Here is a 25373-nt window from a genome sequence, read left to right as displayed (position 1 = left end):
CCGATGCTCACGACCGGCCTGCTGCCGTTCGTGGGCGGGGCTCATGCTTCTTGTGCCGACGGTTGTTCCAGGGCCGACCTCACCGCGCCGAGGAACGCGGCGGCAGCCTCGACGCCGGTGCCTTCCAGGCGCACTCTCAGCGCGAGCGTGGCGACGGGATGCACGCCCATTCCCTCCGCCTGCGGGCCGCCCACCACGACCACCTTGCGGACGACGGGTCCCACCGACAGGGCTGCGCTCTGCCCCGGTACGAGGTCGCGGACGGTGAGCACAGCGTCCGACGGTGTGCACCGGAGAGTGAAGACGCTCCGGCCGCCGCTCGCCGTGGGCCGGGCCAGCATGTCGGCGACGGACTCGGCACTGTGCGCGTCGAGGTCCTGCAGGAGCACGGCTCGTACGCGCCCGTCGGGCTGCTGTGTCTGTACGACCAGGCCGTCCGTGGCGGCGATGCCGGGCAGCGGGTGGGTGCGCAGCGCGGCGGCCACCGCGATGCACAGATGTGCGGTGATGCCGGTGCCGGCCGTCGCGTCGGGTCCCGGGGCCTCCGAGGTCACACGGTGCAGGTCGACCTCGGTCATGGCCAGTGCGGATGCCGCCCCGGGCACGGGATCCGGCGACGGAGCCTGCTGCGCCAGATGTGCGGTGACGTCGGCTGCCGTGAGCCGGCCTCCTGGGCCGGTGGCCGCCACGTGGGTGAGGTCGACACCGTGATCACGTGCCAGCCTGCGCACCCGTGGGGAGAGAAGGGTCCGCGTCGGGGGAGCCGAGCGCCTCGGCGTGGGCGTGGCCATCACAGCTCGGTGGTGACGAGAGGCGCCGGCTGCCACGTGCCGCCGATCCGGGCATCGGTGAGGTTCTTGGTGTCCCGCGTACGGGAGAAGAGGCTGTCGCGGCTCGCCTCGCCCAGTCGTACGGCCCGTTCCGCGAGGTCGCCGTGCAGTTTCCCGCCCGACTTCACCACGCGACCGGCCACCAGAACCGTGTCGACCAGACCGGGGTGGGCCGAGTAGACCACCTGTCCGACCGGATTGTTCAGCGGAGCGAGGGACGGCGTGTCGGCACGCAGGAGGACGATGTCGGCCTGCTTGCCCGGCGTCAGACTGCCCACCTTGTCATCGAGGCCGCAGGCACGGGCGCCGTCACGGGTGGCGAAGGACAGCACGTCGCGTGAGCCGAGCGTGACGGAGGCCCGGTCGCTGGCTCCGGGCTCCTCGTTGTCGATGGCCCGCTGCGTGGCCAGACAGAGCTGCATCGTGCCGAACATGTGGCCGCTGTTGGACACACATGTGTCGATCGAGAGGCTGGGCCGGATGCCGACACGCATGAGGCGTCCGGTGGCCGGCCAGCCGTGGCCCATCTGCATCTCGATGTCCGGGGAGATCGACACACTGCCGCCCGAGTCCGCGATGTCCCGCAGTTCCTCGTCGGCGAGCGTGTTGCAGTGCACGTAGGTGATGTCCGGCCCCAGCAGGCCGCGCTCCTTCATGCGGGTCACGGGCCGGCTGCGGCCCCACTCGCCGTCGCCGACGTGCAGCGTCACCGGCAGGCCGAGCTCTCTGGCCAGGCGCAGATCCGACGCGGTGACGTCGAGGGTGGCGAACTGGGGGCCGCGCAGCGCCATCGCCATCGTGCACAGCTGATCGTCGGAGGGGAAGTAGCGGTCCCGGACCCTGCGTACGTCCTCGTCGTGCGGCACGGTGCTCGGCACCTGATACATGTCGGCACCGCCGCCGTGCGCGAACACGGCCCGGATGCCGGACTCCAGCAGGCCCTGGACGGCCGCGTCACTGTGCTCGGGCGTGTTGACGTTGTGGGACCAGTCGAGCATCGTCGTGATGCCGCTGTCGAGGGCCTCGACAGCGCCCAGCAGGTTCCCGGCGTAGGTGTCCTCCGGGCGGAACAGGGCACTGAGGCCCAGATGCAGTCCGGTCATGTACTGACCGAGCGTCCAGTCGGCGGCGAGTCCCCTCAGCGCCGCCTGCCAGGTGTGCCGGTGTGTGTCGACGAACCCGGGCAGCACGATCATGCCGTGGGCGTCGATGCTCTCGGCCTCGACCGGGCCCAGATCGGGTGCGACGGCCACGATGAGACCGTCGTCCACGAGCACATCGGCGGCGGCGAAGTCACCCAGGTCGTCGTCCATCGTGATCACCGTCCCCTGCCTCAGCAGCAAACGCTGGCTTCTCATGTGTTCACTCCTTTGTGAAGCCGGTGGAACGAGTTCATGCAGGGTCAGCGCAGGCTGATCACCGCCTTGCCGGGCAGTTGCCGCTCCACGAGCGGTTCCAGAGCCATCGCGACGACGTCCTCGAGCGCCACCGTCCGGTCCACCACGAGCGGGGAAATGCGCCGCCGGGTCAGTGCCTGCACGGCTTCGGGAAGATCCGTTGCGCACACATGGGCACTGCTGGAGACGAGGTCGATCTCGGATATCACCGCCCGCCGGACGTCGATCTCGGCGGGGGCGCTCGGCAGACCGAGCATCACCGTCCGGCCGCCCGGCGGGGTGAGCGCCAACGCGCTGCGCAACCCGGATGCGGTGCCGGAGGCCTCCACGACGGTCGGAACCCTCGCCTCGGCCACGGCCCCGAGACCTTCGCTGTCGGCCGTGCGGGCCGTGGCCGCGCCGAGGGCCAGGGCCGTGCGCAGTCGCTCGGGGCTGAGGTCGAGCACGTGCGTGGGCATGTCGCGAGAGGCAGCGGCGGCCACCAGCAGGCTGCCGATCCCGCCGGCTCCGATGATCACCACGGGTTCGCCGGGTGCCGCGCCGGAGCGGTTGAGCGCATGCAGGGCGATGGCCATCGGCTGGGCCAGGACGGCGCTGTCGTCCGGGCAGGAGTCCGGGACCGCGGTGCACATCGCGGCGGGCACCGTGACGTACTCCGCGAGCCCGCCGTGGGTGTTGAGCCCGTAGGTGTAGTAGTTCCGGCACAGGTTCGTCCGCCCTGCCCGGCAGGGCGGGCAGGAGCCGCACCAGTGACCCGCGCCGGCGACCACGCGTGTCCCCTCCGGCAGTCCTGTCACGTCCTGACCGCACTGCTCGATCACTCCGGTGAACTCGTGACCCGGAATCATCGGCCCTTGATGCCCGGACGCGGGGTGGCGTCGCTCGAGCGGAATCATGGACGGACCATGCGCGTACTCATGGCCGTCGGTGCCGCACAGTCCGCAGAGCGCGACGCGCAGCATCACCTCGCCCCGTCCGGGTCCGCGCGGCTCCGGGACCGACGTCACGCGCACATCGCGGGGCCCGTGGTACACAGCCGCTCTCATGTCCCTACTCCTGTCGCATCGGCAGTGCCCCGTCCGTCGGCGACATGGCGCATCAGCTGCGCCGCCTCCCGGCCGCCCTCGCCGGCGGAGCAGATCTCGTCGAGCAACCGCTGCGCGAGTGTGCCGGCGCCCAGCGGCCGTCCCGCGGCCTCCAGGGCGTAGCGGACGTCCTTCCTCAGTTGCTCGGCACTTGCCCATACCTCCGGGGGCTCGGCCAGCAGGAACGGGGCGCGGTAGTGGAGCATCGGAGAGGCGATGACGCTGGCGAGCATCGCCTCGGTGGCATCGGTGCGGGAGATTCCCGCCTGCTCGGCCACGACCATGGCCTCGCCCCAGGCGATCGACTGGATCGCGACCTGGAGGTTGACCGCGAGTTTCATGGTCAGTCCGGCCCCGTTGGCCTCTCCCAGGTGTACCACGGCTCGGCCGAGGCGGTCGAGCACGGGCCGCACGCGCCGCAGAGCGGACAGCGGACCCCCTGCGAACAGCACGAGGGTGCCTGCCTCCGCCGCGTCGAGGCTCCCGGAGACCGGGCAGTCGAGCATGTCGGCGCCACGGGAGCGTACGCGTTCTGCCAGTTCGCTGCTGACCGCCGGTTCCACCGTGCTCAGATCGACGAGTACGTGGCGTGGGGTGAACCCGGCGAGCAGGCCGTCCGCGGGGTCGCTGACAGCAAGCAGCGCCTGGGAGTCCCACACCATGGTGAGGACGGTGTCGGCACGGTCGGCGACCTCGCGCGGTGACGCACACGGGGTGAGACCCCGGACGATCAAGGGGCGCATGCGCTCCGGCGTACGGTTCCAGCCGAATACCGGGTGTCCCGCCGAGAGCAGGCGCGCCGCCATCCGCCCGCCCATGGCACCCAGCCCGACGAAGCCGATGCTCCGGCGATCATCAGTCTCCGGTATGCCTTGTGCGTGTCCGTCACCGGGACTGGTTTGCCCGTTCATGCGGCGCTCCCGTCCACGGCTGCCCGACGGCTGCGTTCCATGAGGGATCTGGCGCTCGAGAGGGCACGGTCGACCAGGACGCCGCAGGAGCCGAGGTAGGCCTCCGGGACCAGGAGTTCGACGAGTCGCCCGCGGTCCACACCGGACTCCACGACCTCGGTGCTCTCGATCAGTACGTCGCGCAGAGGACGCTGTGACTCCCAGGCGGACATGGCCGCGCGGTAGACGACGTCGTGCGCCTGGGTCTTGCCGATCGCCGCGGCGATGTGCATCATCGCGGGCTCGGACAGCATGAGATCTCCGAGCTGGTGCAGGTTGCGGCGGAGGGCGTCGGGGTTGACGACGAGACCTTCGAGGATCCACACCGTGCGTTCCAGCACTCCGCCGACCAGGCAGAAGGTCTCCGGCACGACCGCCCATTCCACGCCCCACAGGCTCATGTCCCGCTCGTGCTCCTGATGCATGGCGGCGAGCATGTTCGCCGGCGCCTGCCGGCACAGGAGGGCGCTGGAGATGACGTACTCACAGAACATCGGATTGCGCTTGTGCGGCATCGTGCTGCTGCCGACCTTGCCGGGAATGAACGGCTCCTCCAGCTCGGCGACCTCCGTGCGCTGCAGGACCCGCACCTCGTTCGCGATCTTGCCGCAGGTGGCACCGATCATCGCGATGACGCTGACGACTTCGACCAGTCCGTCGCGCGCCGTGTGCCAGGGCACGACCGCGCTGCCCAGACCCAGCCGCCCCATCATCCGGTCCTGCAGCTCCGGCCCGTGGTCGCCGAAGGCGGCCATGGAACCGACCGCACCTCCCAGCTCACCCACCAGCACGCGCGGCGTGACATCGTCGAGCCGCGCGGCGTGCCGTTCGCACTCGGCGAGAAGGACCGCGAACTTGAAGCCGAGTGTGATGGGCAGCGCGTGCTGGGCGTGGGTACGGCCGACCATGGGCACATCCCGGTGGCGCTCGGCCAGGGAGGCGAGTACGCCCATCAGCCCGTACAGCCTCGACCGCACCAGTTTCAGGGCGTCGCGCACCTGCAGGACCAAGCCCGTGTCGGTGATGTCCTGCGTCGTGGCGCCGTAGTGGACGTACGCGCCGGCCTTCGGGCCCGCCTGTGCCGCGAGCGCCCGGAGCAGCGGTACGAGCGGATGCGCCGTTTCCTTGATCTGGGCGCCGATGAGGTCGAGGTCGAAGAGATCGGCGTCGGCGCGCGCGGCGATCTGCGCGGCGGCGTGGGCCGGAATGATGCCGAGGTCGCTCTGCGCCCCGGCCAGTGCGGCCTCTGCGTCCAGCCACGACTGGACCATCGCCCGATCCGTGAAGACGGCACGCATCGCCTCGGAGCTGAACAGGTCACGCAGGATCCGTGAGTCCAACAGGTGGGAGGGATCAGGGGTGTCGGGCACGGGGAGCAATCCTCTTTCCGGGAGAACGCGGGTGTCGGCGGGGTGGTGCTCGCTGCTGCTCATATCTGGCTCCCCAGGGGCTGGTCACGGCCGTAGGAGGCCACCACGATCACGATGAGCGCGCCGAGCACGGCCTGCTGGGCGGCGGCACTGAGGGAGAAGCCGACGAGGAGGGTCGTCAGTTCGGTAAGGATCACCGCGCCCAGCGCACACCGGAGCATGTCGCCGCGCCCGCCGAGCAGGCTGTTGCCGCCCATGACGACCGCGGCGACGGCGCTGAAGAGATACGGTGCGCCCACATCGAACAGTCCGGCGCCGGTGAAACCGGTGAGGAGCGTCCCCGCCAGCGCGGCCAGCGTCCCGGAGCAGGCGAAGGCCAGGGTGTTCACCGAGCGGCCACCGACCAGCATCAGCCGGGCGGCACGGGGGTTGACCCCTTGGGCATACAGCTTGCGCCCTGCCGTGGTGCGGCGCAGGACGAACTCCGCCGCCGCGGCCAGCACGAGCCAGACCACCACGACGGGCGCCAGCGGCAGCGGCCCCGTCGTCGCCGACGACGAGGTGAAGCGGGTCAGCCATGACGGAGCGCTGCCGGTGAGCGTGGCGTCGGTCCACAGGAGCACGATGCCGCCCACGACGGAGCCGGTGGCCAGGGTGACGACCAGGGCAGGGACGTTCCACCGGCTGGTGACGTAGCCGTTCAGGGCGCCGACCGCGAAGCCCGCCACCAGTACGAGGACGATCACGACCGGGGAGGCCATGCCCTGGCCGGTGAGTTTGGCCGTCATCACGTTGCCGGCTCCGATCAGCGCCGGTACCGACAGATCGATGCCTCCGACCAGCACGACGAGCGTCTGTCCCATCGCGGCGATGCCCAGGAACGCGGCCAGGACGGCCATGGCACGGATCGACGTCCAGTCGCTGTAGCCGACCACTGCGCTGCGACCGATGAGGAAGACGGCCACGATCGCGAGGATCTGCGCCGGGCCCGAGGCCAGACGGCCCTGCAGGCGGGTGGACCAACGGTGCACTCGACGCATGTCAGACTCCCTGAGCTGCGGTGACACGGGGGCGCCGCCCACTGCGTGGGGCGGAGTTGAGACAGAGTGCGACGAGCAGGATCACGCCATACACCACCTGGATCCACAGCGACGACACCTGGGCCGAGGACAGCAGCAACTGGATGAGGAAGAGGACCACGGCGCCGAGCAGGGGGCCCAGCATGCCCCCGCGTCCGCCCGAGAGGGCGTTGCCGCCCAACGCCACGGCGGCGATCGCCATCAGTGTGTACTGCTTGCCCGCAGTCGGGTCGGCGGAGTCGGTCAGCGCGGTGAGAGCGATACCGGCCAGACCGGCGAAGACGCCCCCGAGCGTGTAGGCGCCCAGCCGCACGACGGGCACGTGCACACCGGATGTGTAGGCGGCACGTTGGTCGCTGCCGACGGCCGTGACGAGGCGTACCAGACCGAGCCTGCGCAGTCCCGCCCACAGAACGAGGACACCGGCCGGCAGGATCAGGATGTGGGGGAGATATCCACCCAGGGAGCCGTCGGCGAGGAAGGACGCCCACCGGGGCGCACCTCCGCGGGGCTGGGGAAGGACGACGAGCGCCAGACCGGACAGGACGAGGAACGTCCCCAAGGTCGCCACGATCGGCTGCAGCCGGCCGTACGCCACCAGGAGACCGTTCACGGCACCCACCAGGGCACCCAGAAGGACACACAGCGGGATGCCGAGCCAGGCCGACAGGATGCCGTGTTCAGCCAGGACAGCCACGGTGACGACGTTGACGAAGCCGAGTGCGGGGCCGACCGACAGGTCGAGTCCGCCGCCGCCGGACAGGACGGACGGAACGCCGGCCAGTGCGGCCAGGGCCAGGGGCGCCAGCAGGTTGGCCATCGCGGTCACGCGGGTGCCGTGCAGCAGGTCGGGCGCGATCACCGCGTTGGCCACCACGAGGGCGGCGGCCATGACCCACAGCCGTGCGACCGGCGCACGGAGCGCATGTACGTAACGCTGGTTCACTGGGAGCCTCCCTGCACCAAGGTCTCCTGGCGTTGCCCGAAGTAGGCGGCGATGAGGGCTTCGCGATCGGTCTCGCCGTGCGCCAGCTCCTGGACGCAGCTGCCGGAGTGGAAGACCAGTACGCGATCCATGAGATGCAGGTGCTCCTCGACCTCGGTCGAGAGCATCACGATCGCCGTCCCGTCCGCGGTGAGTCCTTCGAACAGGTCGTACAACTCGTGCTTCGTCCGCAGATCGACCCCCCGCGTCGGGTCGTTGAGCAGCAGAACGCGAGGGGCGGTCGCCAACCAGCGGGCCAGGATCACCTTCTGCTGGTTGCCGCCGCTCAGGCGCCCTGCCGGGATCGCCGGTCGCGGCTCGAGGTTGACGGTGCCCGCGAGGGTGGTGAAGCGCCGACGGGTGCGGCGGGGGCGGACCGCTCCGCCGACGGCGTCCCTGCGGAGCGTGGGCAGGCTGAAGTTGTCCAGGCTGGACAGCACATCGGTGATGCCCTCGGCCTTGCGGTCGCGCGGTACGTACGCCATCCCGAGCCGTACGGCGGAGCGGTAGGACCGCACGGCCACCGCCGAGGCCGTGTCCTGGTCGAGGAGGTGCACCTCACCCGCGGTGGGCGGGCGGAGTCCTGCCAGGATGCGCAGGAATTCGTCCTGTCCATGGCCCTCCAGTCCGGCCAGGCCGACGATCTCGCCGGGGCGCACGGTCAGCTCCACCGGTTCCGCTCCGGGCCGGACGACGACCCGTCGGGCCCGCAGGACCGGGGCAGTCGTGGTGGGCCGGGTGCGCGCGGCCCTGGTGCGCTGTTCAGCGGCCTGTTCGCCCGAGATCAGCCGCACCAGGCGTCCGGCTGTCGCTTCGCGCCGGTCCACGGTACCGACGGTCTCGCCCGAACGCAGGGCGACGAAACGGTGGGCCAGTGTCAGCACCTCGTCCATGCGATGAGAGATGAACAGGGCGCCGGCCCCCTGCGCGCAGCGTCGGCGCAGTTCGGCGAAGAATCGGTCACGGATCGTCACATCGAGGGTCGACGTGACCTCGTCGAGCACGAGCAGCCTGGGTCGGCGCAGCAGACCACGCGCGATGACACAGACCTGCTGCTGCATCAGGTCGAGTTCACCTGTCTCGGCTTCCAGAGGAGGGGGGTCGGGAGCGAGCACGGAAAGGATCCGCTCCGCCTCGGCCCGGCGCCTCATCTGTTCGCTTCGGGTGGTGAAGGCCGAGCCGTGGCCCAGCCAGAGGTTGTCCGCCACGCTGAGGTCGGGCGCTGTGAGGATTTCCTGGAACACGGTGACGATGCCGGATCTCAGCGCGGCGCGGGGTGTCCGCAGGGCAAGCGGGCGACCGTCCATCCGCACGGTGCCCCGGTCGGGGCGCAGCACTCCGGAGAGCGTCTTGACCAGCGTGCTCTTACCGGATCCGTTCTCTCCCAGCAGGGCGACGATTTCACCGGCGGACACGGACAGGGAGGCGTCGACAAGGGCTTTGGTGGCGCCGAAGCTCTTGGCCACGCCCGCGGCCTCGAAAAGTGGTGTCTGTCCAGCCACTGACTCTTCCCCTTTCTCGAAGGACGGTCCGGCGCAGCGCTGCGGAAGCGGTGTGTTCTCCTGGTGGCCGACGTGCCGGGTCATGGCAGTGGCGGCAGCTCGGGAAGTGCGGCGGGCCGCTGGAAGTAGGACCGCAGCTGCTGAGGAGACAGCCAGTCGGTTCCGGGCGGGGCGGGCGCCTGAGCCGCCGACGAAGCGGTCCAGCCGTCGCGGATCCAGTCGTCGAGGGCGGCGCGGCCGGTGATCTGCGTGGGAGTGGCGACGATCGCGTCGTACTTGGGTCCCTGACCGTGCAGTACGGCGATGGCGGTCAGCAGCGCGGCGTCCATGCCCTGCGCGGGCGGTGTCACACCGGCCGCGTACTGGTCGGGGAGCAGTTTGCGCAGGGAGACGAGTGACCCCTGGTCGGGGTTGGCGTCGCCGATGGGCACCGGTTTGCGGCCGGTCTGTTGCAGGGCCTGCAGAATGCCGTTGGTCATGCCACCGCTGTTGACCACGGCCGCAAGTTGTCCGGGGTGGGTGGAGAGGTACTGCAGCACCAGGGACTTCGCCGTGGCTTCGCTCCACTGGCCTTCCAGCGAGCCCTTGACGTGGATGCCCGGGCACTTGGCGAACGCCGCCTGGTAGCCCTGGTGCAGGGTGGAGCTGGCGGGCGAACCGTTGATGCCGTCCACCACCAGGACGTCGCCCTGCCCCTTGACGATCTTCGCGACGCCCGCGCCGACGAGTTCTCCGGTCAGGTGGTAGTTGGTGTCCACATTGATGGCGTAGGGCGACGTCACATGCGAGTTGAGCGTGATGAGCGGGATGCCGGCGTCGTAGGCCTGCTTGATGACGTTGTTGAAGGCGGTCGGCGAGTTGGGGATGGCGATGATCGCGTCCACTCGCTGGTTGATCATGCTGGTGATCTGCTGGATCTGGAGGCTGTTGTCGAGGTTGGAGTTGGCGGTGCGCAAGCTGCTCATCACGCCGGACTTCTGGAGGGCTGCGGCATCCTGCTTGAGCCGGGCGAGCGCGTCTCCGCGCCAGCCGTTCGCGGAGAAGGAGTCGCTGTAACCGATCTTCAGATGGCCGGTGGACTTTGCTTTGAAGTCTTTGTAGACCGACGTGTTGACGGGGGCGAAGTATCCGTTGTATCCCTCGCGGATCTTCTTCGGCAGCTGCGAAAGGTCGGCGTTTCCACCGGGGTCCTTGTAGGTGAGAGTCCCACAGCCCTTCCCGCCGGTGCCGGCGCCCGCTGCCCTTGCGTCCGTGTCCGAGCCTCCTTTGGCCGCGCAGGCCGCTGTTCCCGTGAGGGCGGCGGTCATGGTGAGGGCAATCAAGTGACGGCGTCTGAAGAGCGGCGGCCGACGTCCCATCGGACTCATCCCCTTCGATGTCGTGGAAAGCTTTCCACTGGTTCAGGTAGCTGAGAGCATGCGACTCAGGCTGGGGCTATGTCAATGGCTTCCAGCGAGGGGATTTCGATCGAACGGCAACGAAGTGGAAACCATCCCACGCGCTGTCGGGCACGCAGGAGGCGTGAGCAGCACAGATGCCGCTGAAGCGATGATGCGCGACGGAATGTGGCGAGGTGGATCGGCTTCAGGCCTGGGCCAGATCCTGAAATCGCGAGGCGGAGTGATCGGCGTGTGGCGGGGGCGACGCAGGCGGTATCGTTTCCACGTGGCAACGCTCAAGGACATCGCGCAGGAGACCGGCCTGGGGCTCGGCACGGTCTCCCGTGCCCTCAGCGGGGCACCGAAGGTGAGCCCCGCGACGCGACGCAAGGTCGAGCAGGCGGCGAAACGCCTGGGATACCAGACCAACGCGCTGGCGCGGGCACTGCGCCAGTCGCAGTCCAAGGCCGTCGGGCTGGTGATCCCGGATATCGAGAACGAGTTTTACACCTCGGGTGCCGCCATCCTCCAGGACGTTTTCGCGCGGGAGGGATACCGCTTGGTCCTGTGCTGCAGCAACAGCGACCCGGAGACCGATGCCGAGCTGCTGGCCTCCCTGGTGGAGCGCCGGGTCGACGGAATCGCTCACACCCCCTGCAGCCCGCAGGGCGCACAGGTGATCCGGACATTGAGTCCCACGTTGCCGATCGTGGAGTACGCCCGGCGTTCCGAACTGGACAGCGTGGATTCAGTGACCGGTGACGAGCAGCGCGGCAGCGCGGAGATCGTGGACCACCTTGTCGGCCTCGGACATGCTTCCATCGCCATGATCACCGGGCCGAAGGATCTGAGCACGACGCAGGCGCGGCTCGCCGGGTTCGACGATGCCTGTCGTCGGCAACGGCTGCGCAGGCGTGACTGTCCTCGTCTGGTCGGCGCGTACGACGCCGAGTGGGGCCGGGAAGCCACGCTGCGCATACTGCGCGACCATCCGGGCGTCACGGCGATCTACGCCTCGAGTTCCCGCATCGTCTTGGGAGTTCTGGAGACACTGCGCGAGGCCGGCGTCAGCATTCCCGACGACATGTCCGTAGTGGGCTTTCTCAACCCCCGCTGGTACGGCGTCGCCTCCCCGCCGCTCACGACGTACGAGCTTCCTCTCAAAGAGATGGGCGACATCGCCGCTCGTCTGCTCCTCCAGCGTATCGACGCCGGATCAGACCAGTCCTCGCACGAGCGACGGTCCGTCCGCATCGAAGGGCGCCTCGTCGTGCGGCAGTCCACGAGCCGCCCCCGTGTGGGACCCGTGCCCCGGCGGATGGCGTGAGTACCGGCAGGGACCGCGAGGTGGCTGCCATCGCCAGAGGGCGATCGCCTGACCTTCGGGCCGGTGCGGCCGTCGTATGCACGACCTCGCCTCCCACGACGGCCGGCTCGGTGCGATGCACGAGCCGCCCGCCGGCGATCGTTCGTGGCGGGTGGCGCCCGGCCCGGGGACAACATGGCGGTCTCCATGGCGCTGCCCCTTCCCGTGGCGGGCTGCGGAGCCGGACTCGTGATCGCCGCCTACCGGACCCTCGCCCTGCACCTTGCGCCACGTCGCGCTACTGTGCCCAGACTCCGCCATCGGCGGGGTGAGTCATCGCGCCCTCGTAATGAAGCGAGGGCTCGCGGTCGCGTTCCAGCAGGAGTGGACCGTCGAGATGGACGATGTCGGTGCGCTGTGCGAGCACGACTCCCGGCGCCATGGACAAAGACGTCGCGACCATGCATCCGGTCATCGTCCTCAGGCCGGCCTTGCGTGCCTCCGCCTCCAGTTGCAGCGCTTCGGTCAGGCCGCCCGTCTTGTCCAGCTTGATGGTGGCGATCGCGTACTTGCCGACCACGTCGTTCAGCGTCGCGAGGCCGCGGCAGGACTCGTCCGCCGCGAGGGGCACCGGGCTGTCGAACGAGGCTAGGAAGTCGTCTTCGGCTGCCGGAAGGGGTTGCTCGATCAGTTCGACGCCCAACTCCTTGAGGTGCGGGGTGAATTGACGCAACTGCTCCGGCGTCCACGACTCGTTGGCATCGAGGATGAGGCGGGCCGAGGGCGCTGCCGTACGGACAGCCCGCACGCGTTCCAGATCACCGTCTCCGCCGAGCTTCACCTTAAGAAGGGGCAGACGGGCATGGCCGAGTGCCGCAGCGCCCATGCGTTCGGGTGTGTCGAGGCTGAGCGTGAAGGCCGTCATCACGGGCTGCAGTGCCTTGGGCAGACCCGCGAGGTCGGCGACAGGTTGGCCGGTGCGGCGTGCAGTCAGGTCCCACAGCGCGCAGTCGAGCGCGTTGCGTGCGGCCCCCGGTGGCAGCACGGACTGCAGTTCGTCCCTTTCCATTCCCTGTTGCACGCGCTCGCGGACCTGCTCGATCTGGGCGCAGACACTGCCGGCCGTCTCGCCGTAACGGGCGTAGGGGACTCCTTCCCCGCGTCCCGTCACGCCCTCCTGACTGATCGTCACGGTGACGACCTGGGCGACTGTCTTCGCTCCGCGACTGATGCGGAAGACCCCCCGGATCGGGAAGTCCTCCACCGTTGCGGTCAGGCTGCGCACGTTCTCTCCGTTCCGTCAGTGCTGGTACTCGAGCGGCCCCGCGGGAGCGGGTGCCGGCGTGGCCGGTTGGATCAGCCGTGACCTGCCGACACAGGCGGCGACGACCGACAGGGCGCCCACCACTGCCAGGTACACGCTGAAGGCCGTACTGGTCCCGGTGGCGTCGTTGAGCCAGAGACCGATGGCGGGGCCGGCCGCGCCGAAGGTGATGGTGCAGACGTTGTAGGCGAAGGCACCGGCGGTCACCCGCACACGTGCCGGGAACATGTACGACATGGCCATGGCGCCGGCGACGGCGACGATGCCCTTGCCCACGGCCAGCAGCGATCCGCCCACCAGAGCGCCGGCCACGCCGTGGGAAGCCAGCGCGAAGGCAGGCACGCTGATCACGGCGATGAACAGTCCGCCGATGACGAACGTGCGCTGAAGTCCGTGGTTGGACATGAGCCTTCCGGCAACGAGCGTCGCTCCGATCATGACCAGGTTGACGACGACGGAGATCCAGTAGGACGCACCGTGGCTGATGCCACCGGACGACTGCATGAAGGTGATGAAGTACGAGGACAGCACCGGGGTGATCAAGGCGTAGGCGGAGACCACGCAGAAGAACAGCACCATGGCTTTGGCCTGCGTACGGAAGGCGGCCCGGATCGGTGTCGCCTTTGTGTGCTGGACTTCGGACTCCGCGTTGACCCGTGCGAATTCGGGGGTCTCGGCCACTCGGTTACGCAAGTACAGACCGGCGATGCCCAAGGGACCGGAGAGCAGGAACAGGATGCGCCAGCCCCAGTTCTCGAAGACGCTCTCGCCGACGATCGCCGTGCACACGCTGGCCGCCAGGACGGACGTGGTGATGCCGAGGAAGGTCATCGTCACGAGGTAGCTGATGCGGACCGGTCTCACGCGCGGATCACTGTGTTCGTAGACGAAGGCGATGGCCGAGCTGTACTCGCCGCCGGTGCCCAGACCCTGGATCAGCCGGCATATGGCCAGGAGTAGCGGAGCCGCGATGCCGATCTTGGAGTAGGTCGGGATGAAGCCGATGAGCATGGTCCCGGTGCACATCAGGAGCACGGTGAAGGACAGTGCACGGCGACGGCCGAGGGTGTCCCCGAGCCATCCTGCGAACAGCCCTCCCAGGGGACGGCTCACATAGGTGAGGCCGAAGAGGGCGTACGCGCTGATCAGGGCGACGGCGGGATTGCCTGCGGGGAAGAACTGCTTGGCGAGGATGGACGCGACCACGCCGTAGACCGCGAAGTCGTACCACTCCGCGAAGTTGCCGATGCCCGCCGATGCGATGAGCCGGCGCGGGGATTCGGTACGCGGGACGTCGGCCGCTGGAACCATGCCCATGAGGGCCTCCTAGGTCAAGGGTTGCTCATACGCGGGCTGCTGAGGAGGGGGCTGCGCGAGAGATCTGTTGCGTGCCTGCCTGGGGGCGAAGCAACCGGCGAGAGCCATGTAATGGCGCTATTGGCGCCATATGGGCCATGTAATGTGCTCGAATCGTCCAGTCGGTCGCTCCGGCTGTCAACCCCTAGGAACGAGCCGGATTCAGATCGCGCGCCGTTCGGCGGCCGGCCGTCCCTCGTCGACTCATCCATGTGCGCTGCGTCTCTCCTTGATCGCAGAGCGCTCTGGTCTTGACACGCGCTTTCACCGTGCGCACCATTATGTGAACACAGCGACCATATAATGACGCAGGAGGTGACCGGGATGGACGCGTCGAGTCCGCCACCCGCAGCCCGGACCGTGCGCACGTCGAAGGCGACGGCCCTGTCGGAAGCCGTGGCACTCGTGCCCTCGGGCTCCTTCGTGGCCCTGGGCGGCCTGTGGTTCCACAACAACCCGTCGGCCGCGGTGCACGAACTGATCCGCCAGGGCGTGGAAGGGCTCACGATCGTGGCCGCGCCGCCGTCCAGCTATGCGGTGGACCTGTTGATCGGGGCGGGCGCCGTGCGCACCGCCTACCTCGCACATGTCTCCTTCGACCACCTCGGCATGGCGCCCAACTTCCGCAGAGCCGGCGAATCCGGTGAGGTGGAGATCATCGACGGAGACGAGGCGCTCCTCCTCGGCGGTCTGATGGCGACGCTCGAGGCGTTGCCGAAGCACCCCGTCCACTCGCTCAAGGGCACCGACCTGCTGCGTCGTTCACCCCTGGCCGGCTCGTCCGACGCCTTCGGTGGCGCGGACGTGGCCGCTCCGGCCGCGATGGCACCGGACGTCTGCCTCCTGCACGCCCAGGAGGCGGACATCTACGGCAACGTGCGGTACGAGGGCACGCCGTTCTGCGATCCGTTGCTGGCCAAGGCCTCGCACAAGGTCATCGTGTGCGTGGATCGGCTGGTCGACAACGACGAGATACGCCGCGAGCCGCACCTCACCGTGATCCCCGGCTACCTGGTGGACGCCGTCGTCGAGACCCCGTACGGGGCACACCCCTGCGCGAGCCAGGGCCACTACGCCCATGACGAGGAGCGTCTGACCGCGTACATGGCGGCCGGGCGGACGGCGGCCGGGTGGCGAAGCGACTATCTGGAGCCCTATGTGCTGCGTCCACGCACCCCGCAGGAGTATCTCGCCGCTGTGGGCGGCGCGGAACGCATCGAACGTCTGGCGAGTGTCGTCTCATGACTGACGCGCCCACCAGCGACGAGCTGATGACGATCCTGATCGCACGCGAACTGCGCAACGGAGAGCTGGCCGTGACAGGTGCCAGTTCGCTCGTACCCGTCGCCGCCTGCCTGCTGGCACAGCAGCTGCACGCTCCCGACCTGACACTCATCCTCCCGTCCGGCGTGGTCAATCCGCGGCCGGGCCGCCTCTACCGGTCCGCCGCGGACGGCCGATGGGTGCCAGGAGCGGAAGCGGTCGGCAGCGGCTACGACCTCTTCGAGATGTCCGAGAACGGGCGCCTGGACGTGATGTTCTACGGCGGCGTGCAGATCGACCGGCACGGCAACGTCAACCTCACCGCCACGGGGCTCGACCAGGGACCCCTGCCCGCGTTCCGCGGCCCGGGTCTGGCGAACACCTCCTTCGCCGTGGTGTCCGGCCGGATCATCCTGTTCAGCGCCGGCCACACGCCCAGGACATTCGTCGAACGGGTGGACTACCTCACCGCGGCCGGCCATCTCGACGGCGGCAGCAGTCGCGCCGATGCGGGGATCACGACACAGGGCCCCGTCCTGTGCGTCACCCCTCTGGTGACCTTCGACTTCGACGAGGCACACCGCATGCGCGTGCGCAGCGTCCACCACGGTGTCAGTGACGACGAGGTCGTCGCCCGGACGGGATTCCACCTGCCGACCGAGCCACCGTGGCCGAGGACCCCGCCCCCGACCACGGACGAACTCGCCACCCTCCGTCACATCGTCGACGGCACCGGCGAACTGCGTGCCTAGGACATCACCCGGCACGCGCCCTCACGACTCCACACGGTGAAAGGCAGTACGCGATGCAGAAAACAGCACTCCAGGGCCTACGGGTCATCGACTTCTCCCGCGTGGTCGCGGGCCCCTACTCCACCATGCTGCTGGGCGACCTCGGCGCCGAGGTGATCAAGGTGGAGCGGCCGGGCAAGGGCGATGACAGCCGAGCCTGGGGGCCGCCGTCCCGGGGCGAGGTCAGCACCTACTTCCTGGGCCTGAACCGCAACAAGAAGAGCATCGCCATAGACCTCTCGACCGAACGGGGGGCCGCCCTCGCCCGCGAACTCGTCGCAGGCGCCGATGTGGTCGTCGAGAGCTTCCGTCCCGGAGTGATGCAACGCCTCGGTCTGGACTACGACACCCTCCGGGAGACCAACCCGGGCCTCATCTACTGCGCCATCTCGGCCTTCGGCCAGGACGGCCCGTACAAGGACCGCCCCGGCTACGACCTGATGATCTCGGCGCTGGGCGGGCTGATGAGCATCACCGGCACCCCCGGTGGTGAGCCGGTGAAGACCGGCGTCGCGCTGATCGACGTGGCGACGGGACTGTACGCGGCGCTCGGCGTCCTCGGCGCCCTGAACCATCGCAACGCCACGGGACAGGGACAACGCGTGGACATATCCCTGCTGAGCACCGAACTCGCCATTCTGATCAACGCGGCCAGCCAGTACCTGATCGGTGGCAGTGTCGCCGAACCGCAGGGCTCCGCCCACGCCAACGTCGCGCCGTACCAAGCATTTCCCACCAGTGACGGCCATGTCCTGCTCGGCTCGCCGAACGACAAGCTGTTCGGCGTGCTCGCCGAGGCCCTCGGCCACCCCGAGTGGCGCGAGGACCCTCGATACGCGACGAACCAGGCCCGGGTCCTCCACCGCGACGAACTCATCCCCATGATCGCCGAAGTGACGGCGCAACACCCGTCCGCCCACTGGGTCGACGTGCTCTCACGCACGGGGGCACCCGTGGCACCGATCAACCGCATGGACGCCGTGTTCAAGGATCCCCAGGTCCAGCATCTCGACCAAGTGGCCGAGGTCGAGCATCCGTTGTACGGCAGCTACCCGGTCGTCACCTCCGCACTGCGGATGTCGCACACCCCGCCGGTCGTGGGGGACGCGGCTCCGCGACTGGGCCAGCACACCGCCCAGATCCTCGGCAGCGACCTCGGCCTGCCCGACGAGCAGGTCGCCGAACTGATCGCGGACCGAGTCGTCGAATACCGGCCGGCTGCCGGCTGAAGCCGAGGGACGTACCTCATGCAACCTGAACGAGAACCTGGCCCAGGTCCACTGGCCGGCCTCAAGGTCATCGATCTCACGACGTCCTACGCAGGCCCGACCGCCGCCATGTATCTGGCCGACCTCGGCGCCGACGTCATCAAGGTCGAACGACCCCGTACCGGAGACGACGCCCGCTGGTGGGGGCCGCCCTTCGTCGACTCCCGATCGGCCTGGTTCGCCTCCGCGAACCGCAACAAGAGGTCGGTGGGCATTGATCTGCGGCAACCGGACGGACTGACGACGCTGCGCACCCTGCTCGCCACGGCCGACGTCTTCATCGAGAACCTCAACCCAGCGAAGCTGCAGTCCGCCAAGATCGACCCCGACACCCTGCGACAGGGCTTCCCCCGTCTCATCTACTGCGCGATCTCGGGATTCGGCCTGACCGGCCCCGACCGGCTGCTGCCCGGCTACGACCTGGTCGCGCAGGCCCGCTCCGGTCTGATGTCCGTCACCGGCGCGGAAGGCGGCACACCACAGCGGGTCTCCACCGCACTGTCCGACATCGTCACCGGCATGTGTGCCGCCCTCGCCATCAGCGCGGCCGTGGTGCGCCAACGCGAGCAAGGCACCGGCGACCTGATCGACATGTCCCTGCTCGACTGCGACCTCGCTCTCATGGCGCCCCGCATCGCGGCCTATCTCGCGGGGGCGCCGGAGCCGGCCCCGAGCGGCGGCACCGACTCGGTCCTCGCCGTCTACCAGACCTTCTCGACCGCGGACCGCGAACTGGCCGTCGCGATCGGCAACGACGCGATGTGGATGCGCTTCTGCCACGCCGTGGGCCTGCCCCACCTCGCCGCTGACAAGACCCTCGCCGACAACGAGGGGCGGCGCCACCACCGAGGTGTCATCGTGCAAGAGGTCGAGGCGCGCCTTCGAAAGCGCCCGGCCAAGGAGTGGCTCGGTGTGCTCGCCGAGGCACAGGTGCCCTGCTCGTTGGTGCAGGGGCTCTCCGAAGTGGTCGCCGACCCGCAGGTCACCGCGCGCGGCGCACTGCTCCCCGTGCCCGGGACCGACGGGCGCATGCACAGCGTGCACAGCCCGTTCCGTCTCGCATCGGTGAAACGGCCGCGCAACAGCGCGAGCCCCGAACGCTCCGCACACACCGCCGAGGTGCTGCGCGAGCACGGATTCAGCTCAAAGGACATCGAGACTCTCGCCGCGAGCGGGGCCATCGAGGTCATCGAGCACCGGGGGACAGGACGATGAGCGAAGCCCTGATCGAGACGGAACGCCGGGACAGGGTCTGCGTCCTGCGCATCAACCGGCCCCACGTGCACAACGCCCTGAACGCACAGCTGTTGACCCAGCTCGGCGCGACGATCGACGAACTGGCGTCGGACGGCGTCACCCGTGCCGTCGTCATCACCGGAGCCGGCTCCAAGGCCTTCAGCGCCGGCGCCGACCTGGAGGCGCTGTCCGTCATGGACGTGCCCGAGGCGCATGCCTTCCTGCAGGCCGGACAGCAGGCTCTGCGCCGGCTGGAACACAGCGGCATCCCGGTGATCGCCGCGGTCAACGGGGTCGCACTCGGCGGCGGGTTCGAACTCGCCCTCGCCTGCGACTTCGCGCTGCTGTCCGAGAACGCCTCGCTCGGACTGCCCGAGACACGCCTCGGCCTGATCCCCGGCTTCGGCGGCACGCAGCGCCTGCTGAGGGCGGTGAGCCCCGCCGTCGCTCGGTACCTCATGCTCACGGGGCGACGCGTCGACGCGTGGCGTGCCCATCAACTGGGCCTGTCAGTACTGCCACCCACGGTGCCGGACGAACTGCTGCCCACGGCGGTGTCGCTCGCCGAGGAGATCAGCCGGAACGGCCCCCAGGCCTGCCGCTTCGTCCTGCAAGCCGTCCGCGAGGGACAGGACGCGCCGGTGGAGACCGGACTCGCCCTGGAGGCCGCGTTGGCCGCCATGGCCGTGGGGGGACCGGAGTCCGACGAGGGCGTCGCGGCGTTCCTCGGCCGCCGCACCGCGGACTTCGAGCGAGAGCCCACGGCGAAGAAGCCGTACATCAGAAGGGAACCGAAGTGACTTTCCACCAGCGCACCGTGGCGGTGCTCGGCTCGGGCACCATGGGCTCCGGCATCGCCGTAGTGAGTGCCCGCGCGGGCCACCGCACCCTCCTGTACGACCTGGACGACGCCAGGGTGAAGCAAGGCCTCGGCCGGGTCGCGGACTTCCTCGACAAGAGCGCCGCACTGGGCAAGCTCAGCCCCGAGGCGGGCGCGGCAGCCAAGGCCAACACCAGCGGCACGACCGACCTCGACGAACTCGCCCGAACGGACATCGTGATCGAGGCCGTCGTCGAGGACCTCTCTGTGAAGCAGGAACTGTTCGGCCGGCTCGACGGCATCGTCTCCGAGCGCACGCTGTTCCACACCAACACCTCCACCCTGTCCGTGACGGCGATCGCCGCGGGGTCCTCCCGGCCCGAGCGCGTGATCGGCACGCACTACTGCAATCCGGCGCCGCTGATGAAGCTGGTCGAGGTGGCGGACGGACGGCACACGGCCGACTGGGCGCACGACGCAACCACGGACTTCCTGGCCTCGCTCGACAAGACGACCATCGTGACCAAGGACAGGCCCGGTTTCATCCTCAACCGGTTCCTCATCCCCTGGGAGAACAGCTGCATCGACGCGCTGGAATCCGGGCTCGGCACGGTGCAGTCCATCGACACCGCGGTCAAGGGAGCCCTGGGGCATCCGATGGGTCCCTTCGAACTGCTCGACATCGTCGGCCTCGACATCCACCGGCAGGTCGCCATGCGCCTGTACGAACAGCTGCGTGATCCGCGGTTCTTCCCCCCGCCCATGGTCGACCGCATGATCGCTGCCGGCGACCTGGGACGGAAGACCGGCACCGGCTTCTACACGTACGACGACAACCGGCTGTTCGGATCATGACCGCCACACCGGCCATCTCTCACGAAGGAGCCCCTATGACCGTCTATCCGCATGTCGCGGTACTGGGATTCGGCACGATGGGCGTGGGCATCGCCCAGGTTGTGGCGCAGTCCGGCCGCCAGGTCACCGTCCTGGAGGCGAGCCAGGAGCGACTCGAAGCCGGTCTCGCCGCCATGTCGGACTTCCTCGACGGTGGTGTGCGACGCGGCAAGCTCACCGACGAACAGCGCGCGGACGTCCTGGCCCGGGTTCAGGGAACCACCGAGGTCGCCGGGCACACGGACACCGATCTGGTCATCGAGGCGGTCACCGAACGTCCCGACGTCAAGCGGGCGTTGCTGAGCGAGGTGGCGGACGTGGTCCGCGAGGATGCCGTCATCGTCACCAACACGTCCGCCCTGTCGGTGACGGGCCTGGCCACCGCGGTGCCGCATCCGCGGCGCTTCGCGGGCCTGCACTTCTTCAATCCCGCCCCCTTGATGCGAGTCGTCGAGGTGGTCCGCGCCCTGCAGACCGACCCTGAGGTCGTACGCCTACTCACCGCCTTCACCACCGACATCGGCAAGGACCCGGTCGTGGTGAAGGACCGGCCCGGATTCCTCGTCAACCGCCTGCTGATGCCCTACCTCAACGATGTCATCCAGGCCTACGACGACGAACTGGCCGATGCCGAGGACATCGACACCGCGGTACGCCTCGGCCTGGGGCACCGTCTCGGACCACTGGAACTGCTCGATCTGATCGGCCTCGACGTACACCGGCACGCCACCCTGTCCGCCTACGAAGCCACGCTCGACCCTCGCTTCGCCCCGCCGCCGCTGCTGGCCCAGATGGTGGCCGCCGGTCACCTGGGCACCAAGAACGGCCAGGGCTTCCGCACTTCTTCGAAGGAAGCACGATGAACGACTACGAGGACATTCTCGTCGACCGGGACGGACCGGTCCTGACCCTCACCCTCAACCGGCCGGACAACGGGAACAAGTTCCGGCCCCAGACCTGCCTGGAGTTGATCGACGCCCTCCAGAGGTTCAGGCTGGACCGGGAACTGCGGTCGGCGGTCCTCACCGGAGCCGGTGAGAAGTTCTTCTGCATCGGCGGCGAGCACGAGGACATGTCCTTCCTCGATCAGTCCCAGGTCCTGCCGATCATCGACGTGTATCAGGCCATCGACACCATTCCCAAGCCGGTCATCGCCGCCGTGAACGGCTACGCCGTCGGTGGCGGCAACGTCCTGCACACGGTGTGCGATCTGACCGTCGCGGCGGACCACGCCGTCTTCCGTCAGGTCGGGCCGATGGTGGGCAGCTTCGACGCCGGATACGGCAGCTGGTACCTGGAGGAAACCATCGGCCGCAAGCGGGCCAAGGAGATGTGGTACCTCAACCGCAAGTACTCCGCGCAGGAAGCCCGGGACATGGGGCTGGTGAACGACGTGGTCCCCGCGGCGGAACTGCGTCGGCACGCTGCCGAGGTGGCACAGGAGGTCGCCGCCCGCAGCCCGCTGGCCATAGGAGGTCTGAAGGCGGCTTTCTCCGCGCGCCACAACGGTGTCTCGGGCCAGGCACGCATGGCCCACGACCAGTATTTGACGCTCTACCTCACCACGAAGGAGGCCCATGAAATGGGCGCTTCCTTCGCGGACCGCCGCCGCCCCGATGCTCAGCAGTTCTGGCACTAGTCGCGAAGATCGCACACGACCCGTCCGAAGGTGGGCTCCGATGTCAACCGAGGTGTATCTGATCGACGGCGCTCGCACGCCGCAGGGCCGCTACGGTGGCGCTCTGGCGTCCGTGCGCCCCGACGACCTGGCAGCGCTGGTCGTCAAGGAGGCAGTTGCACGCAGCACCATTCCCTCGCACGCCGTCGACGAGGTGATCCTCGGCGCCGCGAACCAGGCCGGTGAGGACAACCGCAATGTGGCCAGAATGGCCGTGTTGCTCGCCGGCCTGCCCGACAGCGTTCCCGGCCACACGGTCAACCGTCTGTGTGCGTCCGGACTGACCGCCGTCGCCTCCGCCGCACAGGCGATCCGCGCGGGCGAGGCGGACCTGATCGTGGCCGGGGGAGTGGAGTCGATGACCCGCGCCCCGTGGGTGATGGAGAAGCCGGGCACCCCATGGGCCAGGCCCGGAGCCATCCACGACACCGCTTTGGGCTGGCGCCTGGTCAACCCGCGCTTCGAGGCCATGGACCGGGGCAGCGGCGACGGCACAGGCCCCGCACACGGAGAAGTCACCCTGTCGATGGGGGAGACGGCGGAAGAGGTTGCCGCGCTGGACGGCATCACTCGGGCGGAATCGGACCAGTTCGCGTTGCGCAGTCATCAGCGTGCGGTCGCTGCGCAGAACGCCGGCCGCTTCGACGACGAGATCGTGCCGGTGCCCACACCGGACGGAGAGGTGACACGAGACGAAGGCCCCCGTCCCTCGACGAACCTGGCCCAACTGGGAAAGCTGCGCACCGTCTTCCGGCCGGACGGCATCGTCACCGCCGGTTCGTCCTCGCCGCTCTCGGACGGCGCATCCGCGGTCGTCGTGGCCGGTCGAGCGGCGGTCGAGGGATATGGACTCACCCCCAGGGCGCGCATCGTCACCTCGGCGGCGGCCGGTGTGCAGCCCGCGCTCATGGGTCTCGGTCCGGTTCCGGCCGCCCAGAAGGCGCTCGCCCGCGTCGGCTGGCACGTCGATGATCTGGATGCCGTCGAGATCAACGAGGCCTTTGCCGCCCAGACGATCGCCGTGATGCGCCGCCTCGCACTCCAGGAGGACAAGGTGAACACGGACGGCGGCGCCCTGGCACTGGGGCATCCCCTCGGCTGCTCGGGGGCTCGCATCCTCCTCACGCTCATGAGGCGGATGGAGCGCGAAGGCGCCCGTCACGGGCTGGCCGCCCTGTGCGTGGGGGTCGGGCAGGGCGTCGCCATGCTGCTCGAAGGTATGTGAGCTGCCGCGGGCGAACCCGGACAACGTGAGGACGCACCGGCACGTCAACATTCAGGAAGCGCCGAAAGCATGATCACCGAACAGCATGCGTCCCCTCACTGGCCCCGCCTACAAGCGCTCAAGGGCGGAGGAGATCGGTCGTCCAACACCGCTGGATTCCGGATCGCGTCGGCCCGGCAGGCCCATCAACGGTCGCCTCAGCGATGGGCCGGAAGGCTTCGCGCGGACCTTCCTGCCGGCCGGCTTCCGGCTCGCGGGAGCGACTGGTGCCGGCATGAGGAGCGGACCGTCTCGTGGGCCGTGCTGCTGCAGTGTGCCCTTGCTGTGTGAGGTTGGGGGCGTCGGACATAATCATGCGCGTACCACTGAGGCGGCGAAGGGGTGGGGATGCCCAAGCAATCCACAGGACAGCCGGTGCGCTCAGCCGAGCGCATGCTCGCTGTGCTGGAGATGTTTTCCTTCGAGCGGCCGGCGTTGTCAGTCGCCGAGATCAGCACCGGACTGGATCTGGCGACCAGTACGGTCCGGCGGTTGCTGAACGTGCTGGAACAGCACGGATTCGTGCGGTACAGCGCGAGCAGCGGCAAGTTCGCGCCGCACTACCAGGTGGTGAGGTTGGCAGCTGTCGCGGTGCAGGGCAACGACCTGATCGCTGCTGCCGGCGGTCCGCTCGACACGTTGCGGGAACGCACGGGGGAAGCCACCCAGCTCACGGTTCTGGCTGCCGGTGATGTGGTGTTCGTCGACCGGCGGGAGAGCCAGAGCGTCATCAAGATCTTCAGCCCGATCGGTCACCGCAGCCCCGCGTGGGACGGTCGGGCATCGGGCAAGGCGTTGCTGGCGTGGCTTCCCGAGAACGAGGTCGCGGCGATGTTGCCTGAGTCCGCGCACTGGCCGGCCGGCGGCCCGAATGCGTCGGATGGTCCGGAGGAGTTCATGCGACGGCTGGCGCTGGTGCGTGAGCAGGGCTACGCGATCAACGACGAGGAGACCGAGCAGGACGTGTGGGCCGTTGCAGCGCCCGTGCGGGATCACACCGGCGAGGTCGTCGCCGCGGTGAACGTTCCGGTGCTCAAGACGCGAGCGGCGCAGCCGGGCAGGTCGGCTGAGCTGATCGAGGCGGTGAAGGTGGCCGCTGAGGACGTCTCGCGTGCGCTGGGGAGTTACCGGAGTGGGCCCGGCCGGGGAAAACAGGGATAGAGGAGCCGTGTGGCCCCTGGCGACTCATCGCCAGGGGCCACAGCTCGCAACATGTTCATGAAGCGGTGCGCCCGCGAGCGGGTTGCTCCCAGCCGATGACCTTGAAGTCCTTGTTCACGAGGTAGCGGTTGTGGGCTGCGGCGCTGTTTGTACACCCAGCGAGTGAGTGGTCTGTGACGCTGCGCTGCGAGGACGGCACCTGGACTCTCGGCTCCGCGCCAAAACCGCCGAGCTGGGGCGTTTGATACTGCGCGCCGGGCAGGGCAAGCGACTTCGGGTAAAGCTGACACTGATTGGCTGAACCCCTCGTGGCAAGTAGGATGCCGCGTCGGCCAGGCACCGGACTGCCTCGCCAGGGCCCACATTGAAGTGATCGCTCTCACGGCTTCCGTCGGCGTCCGCCCCGGGCCGCAACCATTGCTCCGCCCGCACTGT

The 25373-nt window shown here is 69.0% G+C and carries 22 protein-coding genes; 11 read left to right on the top strand and 11 right to left on the bottom strand.

The window, feature by feature from the left end; all coding sequences use genetic code 11:
* Positions 1-41: 41 nt before the first annotated feature.
* The 9 genes from MQN93_RS34810 to MQN93_RS34770 form a co-directional block, all read right to left on the bottom strand.
* Complete coding sequence (locus MQN93_RS34810; RefSeq protein ID WP_278191516.1) at positions 42-791, bottom strand: E3 binding domain-containing protein; 750 nt, start codon at positions 789-791, stop codon at positions 42-44.
* Positions 791-2188, bottom strand: coding sequence for an amidohydrolase family protein (locus MQN93_RS34805; protein ID WP_242712652.1), 1398 nt, complete (start codon positions 2186-2188; stop codon positions 791-793). The genes MQN93_RS34810 and MQN93_RS34805 overlap by 1 nt, the downstream gene beginning before the upstream one ends.
* Before the next feature lie 44 nt (positions 2189-2232).
* Positions 2233-3273 carry a zinc-dependent alcohol dehydrogenase gene (locus MQN93_RS34800; protein WP_242712651.1) on the bottom strand — a complete coding sequence of 347 codons (1041 nt, stop codon included), beginning with the start codon at positions 3271-3273 and terminating at the stop codon, positions 2233-2235.
* Positions 3270-4223 carry an NAD(P)-dependent oxidoreductase gene (locus MQN93_RS34795; RefSeq protein WP_278191515.1) on the bottom strand — a complete coding sequence of 318 codons (954 nt, stop codon included), beginning with the start codon at positions 4221-4223 and terminating at the stop codon, positions 3270-3272. The genes MQN93_RS34800 and MQN93_RS34795 overlap by 4 nt, the downstream gene beginning before the upstream one ends.
* Positions 4220-5695 carry an adenylosuccinate lyase gene (gene purB, locus MQN93_RS34790; protein ID WP_242712650.1) on the bottom strand — a complete coding sequence of 492 codons (1476 nt, stop codon included), beginning with the start codon at positions 5693-5695 and terminating at the stop codon, positions 4220-4222. The genes MQN93_RS34795 and purB overlap by 4 nt, the downstream gene beginning before the upstream one ends.
* Positions 5692-6672, bottom strand: a complete 981-nt coding sequence (locus MQN93_RS34785; protein WP_242712649.1) for an ABC transporter permease — start codon at positions 6670-6672, stop codon at positions 5692-5694. Before MQN93_RS34785 ends, purB begins: the two co-directional genes overlap by 4 nt.
* 1 nt (position 6673) lies before the next feature.
* Complete coding sequence (locus MQN93_RS34780) at positions 6674-7657, bottom strand: ABC transporter permease (protein ID WP_242712648.1); 984 nt, start codon at positions 7655-7657, stop codon at positions 6674-6676.
* Positions 7654-9198 (bottom strand): sugar ABC transporter ATP-binding protein, encoded by a 1545-nt coding sequence (locus MQN93_RS34775; protein ID WP_242712647.1) that lies wholly within the window; start codon positions 9196-9198, stop codon positions 7654-7656. Before MQN93_RS34775 ends, MQN93_RS34780 begins: the two co-directional genes overlap by 4 nt.
* A gap of 80 nt (positions 9199-9278) precedes the next feature.
* Positions 9279-10505 carry a substrate-binding domain-containing protein gene (locus MQN93_RS34770; RefSeq protein ID WP_242712646.1) on the bottom strand — a complete coding sequence of 409 codons (1227 nt, stop codon included), beginning with the start codon at positions 10503-10505 and terminating at the stop codon, positions 9279-9281.
* Positions 10506-10719: 214 nt separating this feature from the next.
* Between MQN93_RS34770 and MQN93_RS34765 the strand changes: the two genes are divergently transcribed.
* Positions 10720-11904 (top strand): LacI family DNA-binding transcriptional regulator, encoded by a 1185-nt coding sequence (locus MQN93_RS34765; RefSeq protein ID WP_242712645.1) that lies wholly within the window; start codon positions 10720-10722, stop codon positions 11902-11904.
* 277 nt (positions 11905-12181) lie between these two features.
* Here the strand turns inward: MQN93_RS34765 and dgcA are convergent, their stop codons facing one another.
* Positions 12182-13168, bottom strand: coding sequence for an N-acetyl-D-Glu racemase DgcA (gene dgcA, locus MQN93_RS34760; protein ID WP_242712644.1), 987 nt, complete (start codon positions 13166-13168; stop codon positions 12182-12184).
* 15 nt (positions 13169-13183) lie between these two features.
* Positions 13184-14524, bottom strand: coding sequence for an MFS transporter (locus tag MQN93_RS34755; RefSeq protein ID WP_242712643.1), 1341 nt, complete (start codon positions 14522-14524; stop codon positions 13184-13186).
* A 363-nt stretch (positions 14525-14887) separates the two neighbouring features.
* On the opposite strand from MQN93_RS34755, the gene MQN93_RS34750 reads away from it, so the two are divergent.
* The 10 genes from MQN93_RS34750 (at position 14888) to MQN93_RS34705 (ending at position 24938) form a co-directional block, all read left to right on the top strand.
* Positions 14888-15808 (top strand): CoA transferase subunit A, encoded by a 921-nt coding sequence (locus MQN93_RS34750; RefSeq protein ID WP_242712642.1) that lies wholly within the window; start codon positions 14888-14890, stop codon positions 15806-15808.
* The gene (locus MQN93_RS34745; RefSeq protein WP_242712641.1) at positions 15805-16578 is read left to right on the top strand and encodes a CoA-transferase subunit beta; all 774 of its coding nucleotides are present in this window, start codon (positions 15805-15807) and stop codon (positions 16576-16578) included. The genes MQN93_RS34750 and MQN93_RS34745 overlap by 4 nt, the downstream gene beginning before the upstream one ends.
* Positions 16579-16631: 53 nt before the next feature.
* Positions 16632-17846 carry a CaiB/BaiF CoA transferase family protein gene (locus tag MQN93_RS34740; protein WP_242712640.1) on the top strand — a complete coding sequence of 405 codons (1215 nt, stop codon included), beginning with the start codon at positions 16632-16634 and terminating at the stop codon, positions 17844-17846.
* Between the two features lie 18 nt (positions 17847-17864).
* Complete coding sequence (locus tag MQN93_RS34735) at positions 17865-19100, top strand: CaiB/BaiF CoA transferase family protein (protein ID WP_242712639.1); 1236 nt, start codon at positions 17865-17867, stop codon at positions 19098-19100.
* Entirely contained in the window at positions 19097-19921 is an 825-nt protein-coding gene (locus tag MQN93_RS34730) for an enoyl-CoA hydratase/isomerase family protein (RefSeq protein ID WP_242712638.1), read from the top strand. Before MQN93_RS34735 ends, MQN93_RS34730 begins: the two co-directional genes overlap by 4 nt.
* A complete protein-coding gene (locus MQN93_RS44300) occupies positions 19918-20796 on the top strand; it encodes a 3-hydroxyacyl-CoA dehydrogenase family protein (RefSeq protein WP_242712637.1) in 879 nt (292 codons plus the stop codon). Before MQN93_RS34730 ends, MQN93_RS44300 begins: the two co-directional genes overlap by 4 nt.
* Before the next feature lie 35 nt (positions 20797-20831).
* Positions 20832-21698, top strand: coding sequence for a 3-hydroxyacyl-CoA dehydrogenase family protein (locus MQN93_RS34720; protein ID WP_242712636.1), 867 nt, complete (start codon positions 20832-20834; stop codon positions 21696-21698).
* The gene (locus MQN93_RS34715) at positions 21695-22474 is read left to right on the top strand and encodes an enoyl-CoA hydratase-related protein (protein WP_242712635.1); all 780 of its coding nucleotides are present in this window, start codon (positions 21695-21697) and stop codon (positions 22472-22474) included. The genes MQN93_RS34720 and MQN93_RS34715 overlap by 4 nt, the downstream gene beginning before the upstream one ends.
* 40 nt (positions 22475-22514) lie before the next feature.
* Entirely contained in the window at positions 22515-23738 is a 1224-nt protein-coding gene (locus tag MQN93_RS34710) for a thiolase family protein (protein ID WP_242712634.1), read from the top strand.
* A gap of 387 nt (positions 23739-24125) precedes the next feature.
* The gene (locus tag MQN93_RS34705; RefSeq protein WP_242712633.1) at positions 24126-24938 is read left to right on the top strand and encodes an IclR family transcriptional regulator; all 813 of its coding nucleotides are present in this window, start codon (positions 24126-24128) and stop codon (positions 24936-24938) included.
* Positions 24939-25373 lie beyond the last annotated feature (435 nt).

Source organism: Streptomyces spinosisporus (assembly GCF_022698145.1).
Taxonomy (GTDB): Bacteria; Actinomycetota; Actinomycetes; order Streptomycetales; family Streptomycetaceae; genus Streptomyces; species Streptomyces spinosisporus.
This window is presented reverse-complemented; position numbering and strand designations above follow the sequence as displayed.

Bases quoted from the DNA above. Each gene is read 5' to 3' on its own strand.
- purB (WP_242712650.1), bottom strand. From the start codon at position 5,695: ATGAGCAGCAGCGAGCACCACCCCGCCGACACCCGCGTTCTCCCGGAA.
- MQN93_RS34710 (WP_242712634.1), top strand. From the start codon at position 22,515: ATGTCAACCGAGGTGTATCTGATCGACGGCGCTCGCACGCCGCAGGGC.
- MQN93_RS34810 (WP_278191516.1), bottom strand. From the start codon at position 791: ATGGCCACGCCCACGCCGAGGCGCTCGGCTCCCCCGACGCGGACCCTT.
- MQN93_RS34735 (WP_242712639.1), top strand. From the start codon at position 17,865: ATGCAACCTGAACGAGAACCTGGCCCAGGTCCACTGGCCGGCCTCAAG.
- MQN93_RS34805 (WP_242712652.1), bottom strand. From the start codon at position 2,188: ATGAGAAGCCAGCGTTTGCTGCTGAGGCAGGGGACGGTGATCACGATG.
- MQN93_RS34740 (WP_242712640.1), top strand. From the start codon at position 16,632: ATGCAGAAAACAGCACTCCAGGGCCTACGGGTCATCGACTTCTCCCGC.
- MQN93_RS34770 (WP_242712646.1), bottom strand. From the start codon at position 10,505: ATGACCGCCGCCCTCACGGGAACAGCGGCCTGCGCGGCCAAAGGAGGC.
- MQN93_RS34745 (WP_242712641.1), top strand. From the start codon at position 15,805: ATGACTGACGCGCCCACCAGCGACGAGCTGATGACGATCCTGATCGCA.
- MQN93_RS34750 (WP_242712642.1), top strand. From the start codon at position 14,888: ATGGACGCGTCGAGTCCGCCACCCGCAGCCCGGACCGTGCGCACGTCG.
- MQN93_RS34705 (WP_242712633.1), top strand. From the start codon at position 24,126: ATGCCCAAGCAATCCACAGGACAGCCGGTGCGCTCAGCCGAGCGCATG.
- MQN93_RS34800 (WP_242712651.1), bottom strand. From the start codon at position 3,273: ATGAGAGCGGCTGTGTACCACGGGCCCCGCGATGTGCGCGTGACGTCG.
- MQN93_RS34795 (WP_278191515.1), bottom strand. From the start codon at position 4,223: ATGAACGGGCAAACCAGTCCCGGTGACGGACACGCACAAGGCATACCG.
- MQN93_RS34755 (WP_242712643.1), bottom strand. From the start codon at position 14,524: ATGGGCATGGTTCCAGCGGCCGACGTCCCGCGTACCGAATCCCCGCGC.
- MQN93_RS34720 (WP_242712636.1), top strand. From the start codon at position 20,832: ATGACCGTCTATCCGCATGTCGCGGTACTGGGATTCGGCACGATGGGC.
- MQN93_RS34785 (WP_242712649.1), bottom strand. From the start codon at position 6,672: ATGCGTCGAGTGCACCGTTGGTCCACCCGCCTGCAGGGCCGTCTGGCC.
- MQN93_RS34730 (WP_242712638.1), top strand. From the start codon at position 19,097: ATGAGCGAAGCCCTGATCGAGACGGAACGCCGGGACAGGGTCTGCGTC.
- MQN93_RS34715 (WP_242712635.1), top strand. From the start codon at position 21,695: ATGAACGACTACGAGGACATTCTCGTCGACCGGGACGGACCGGTCCTG.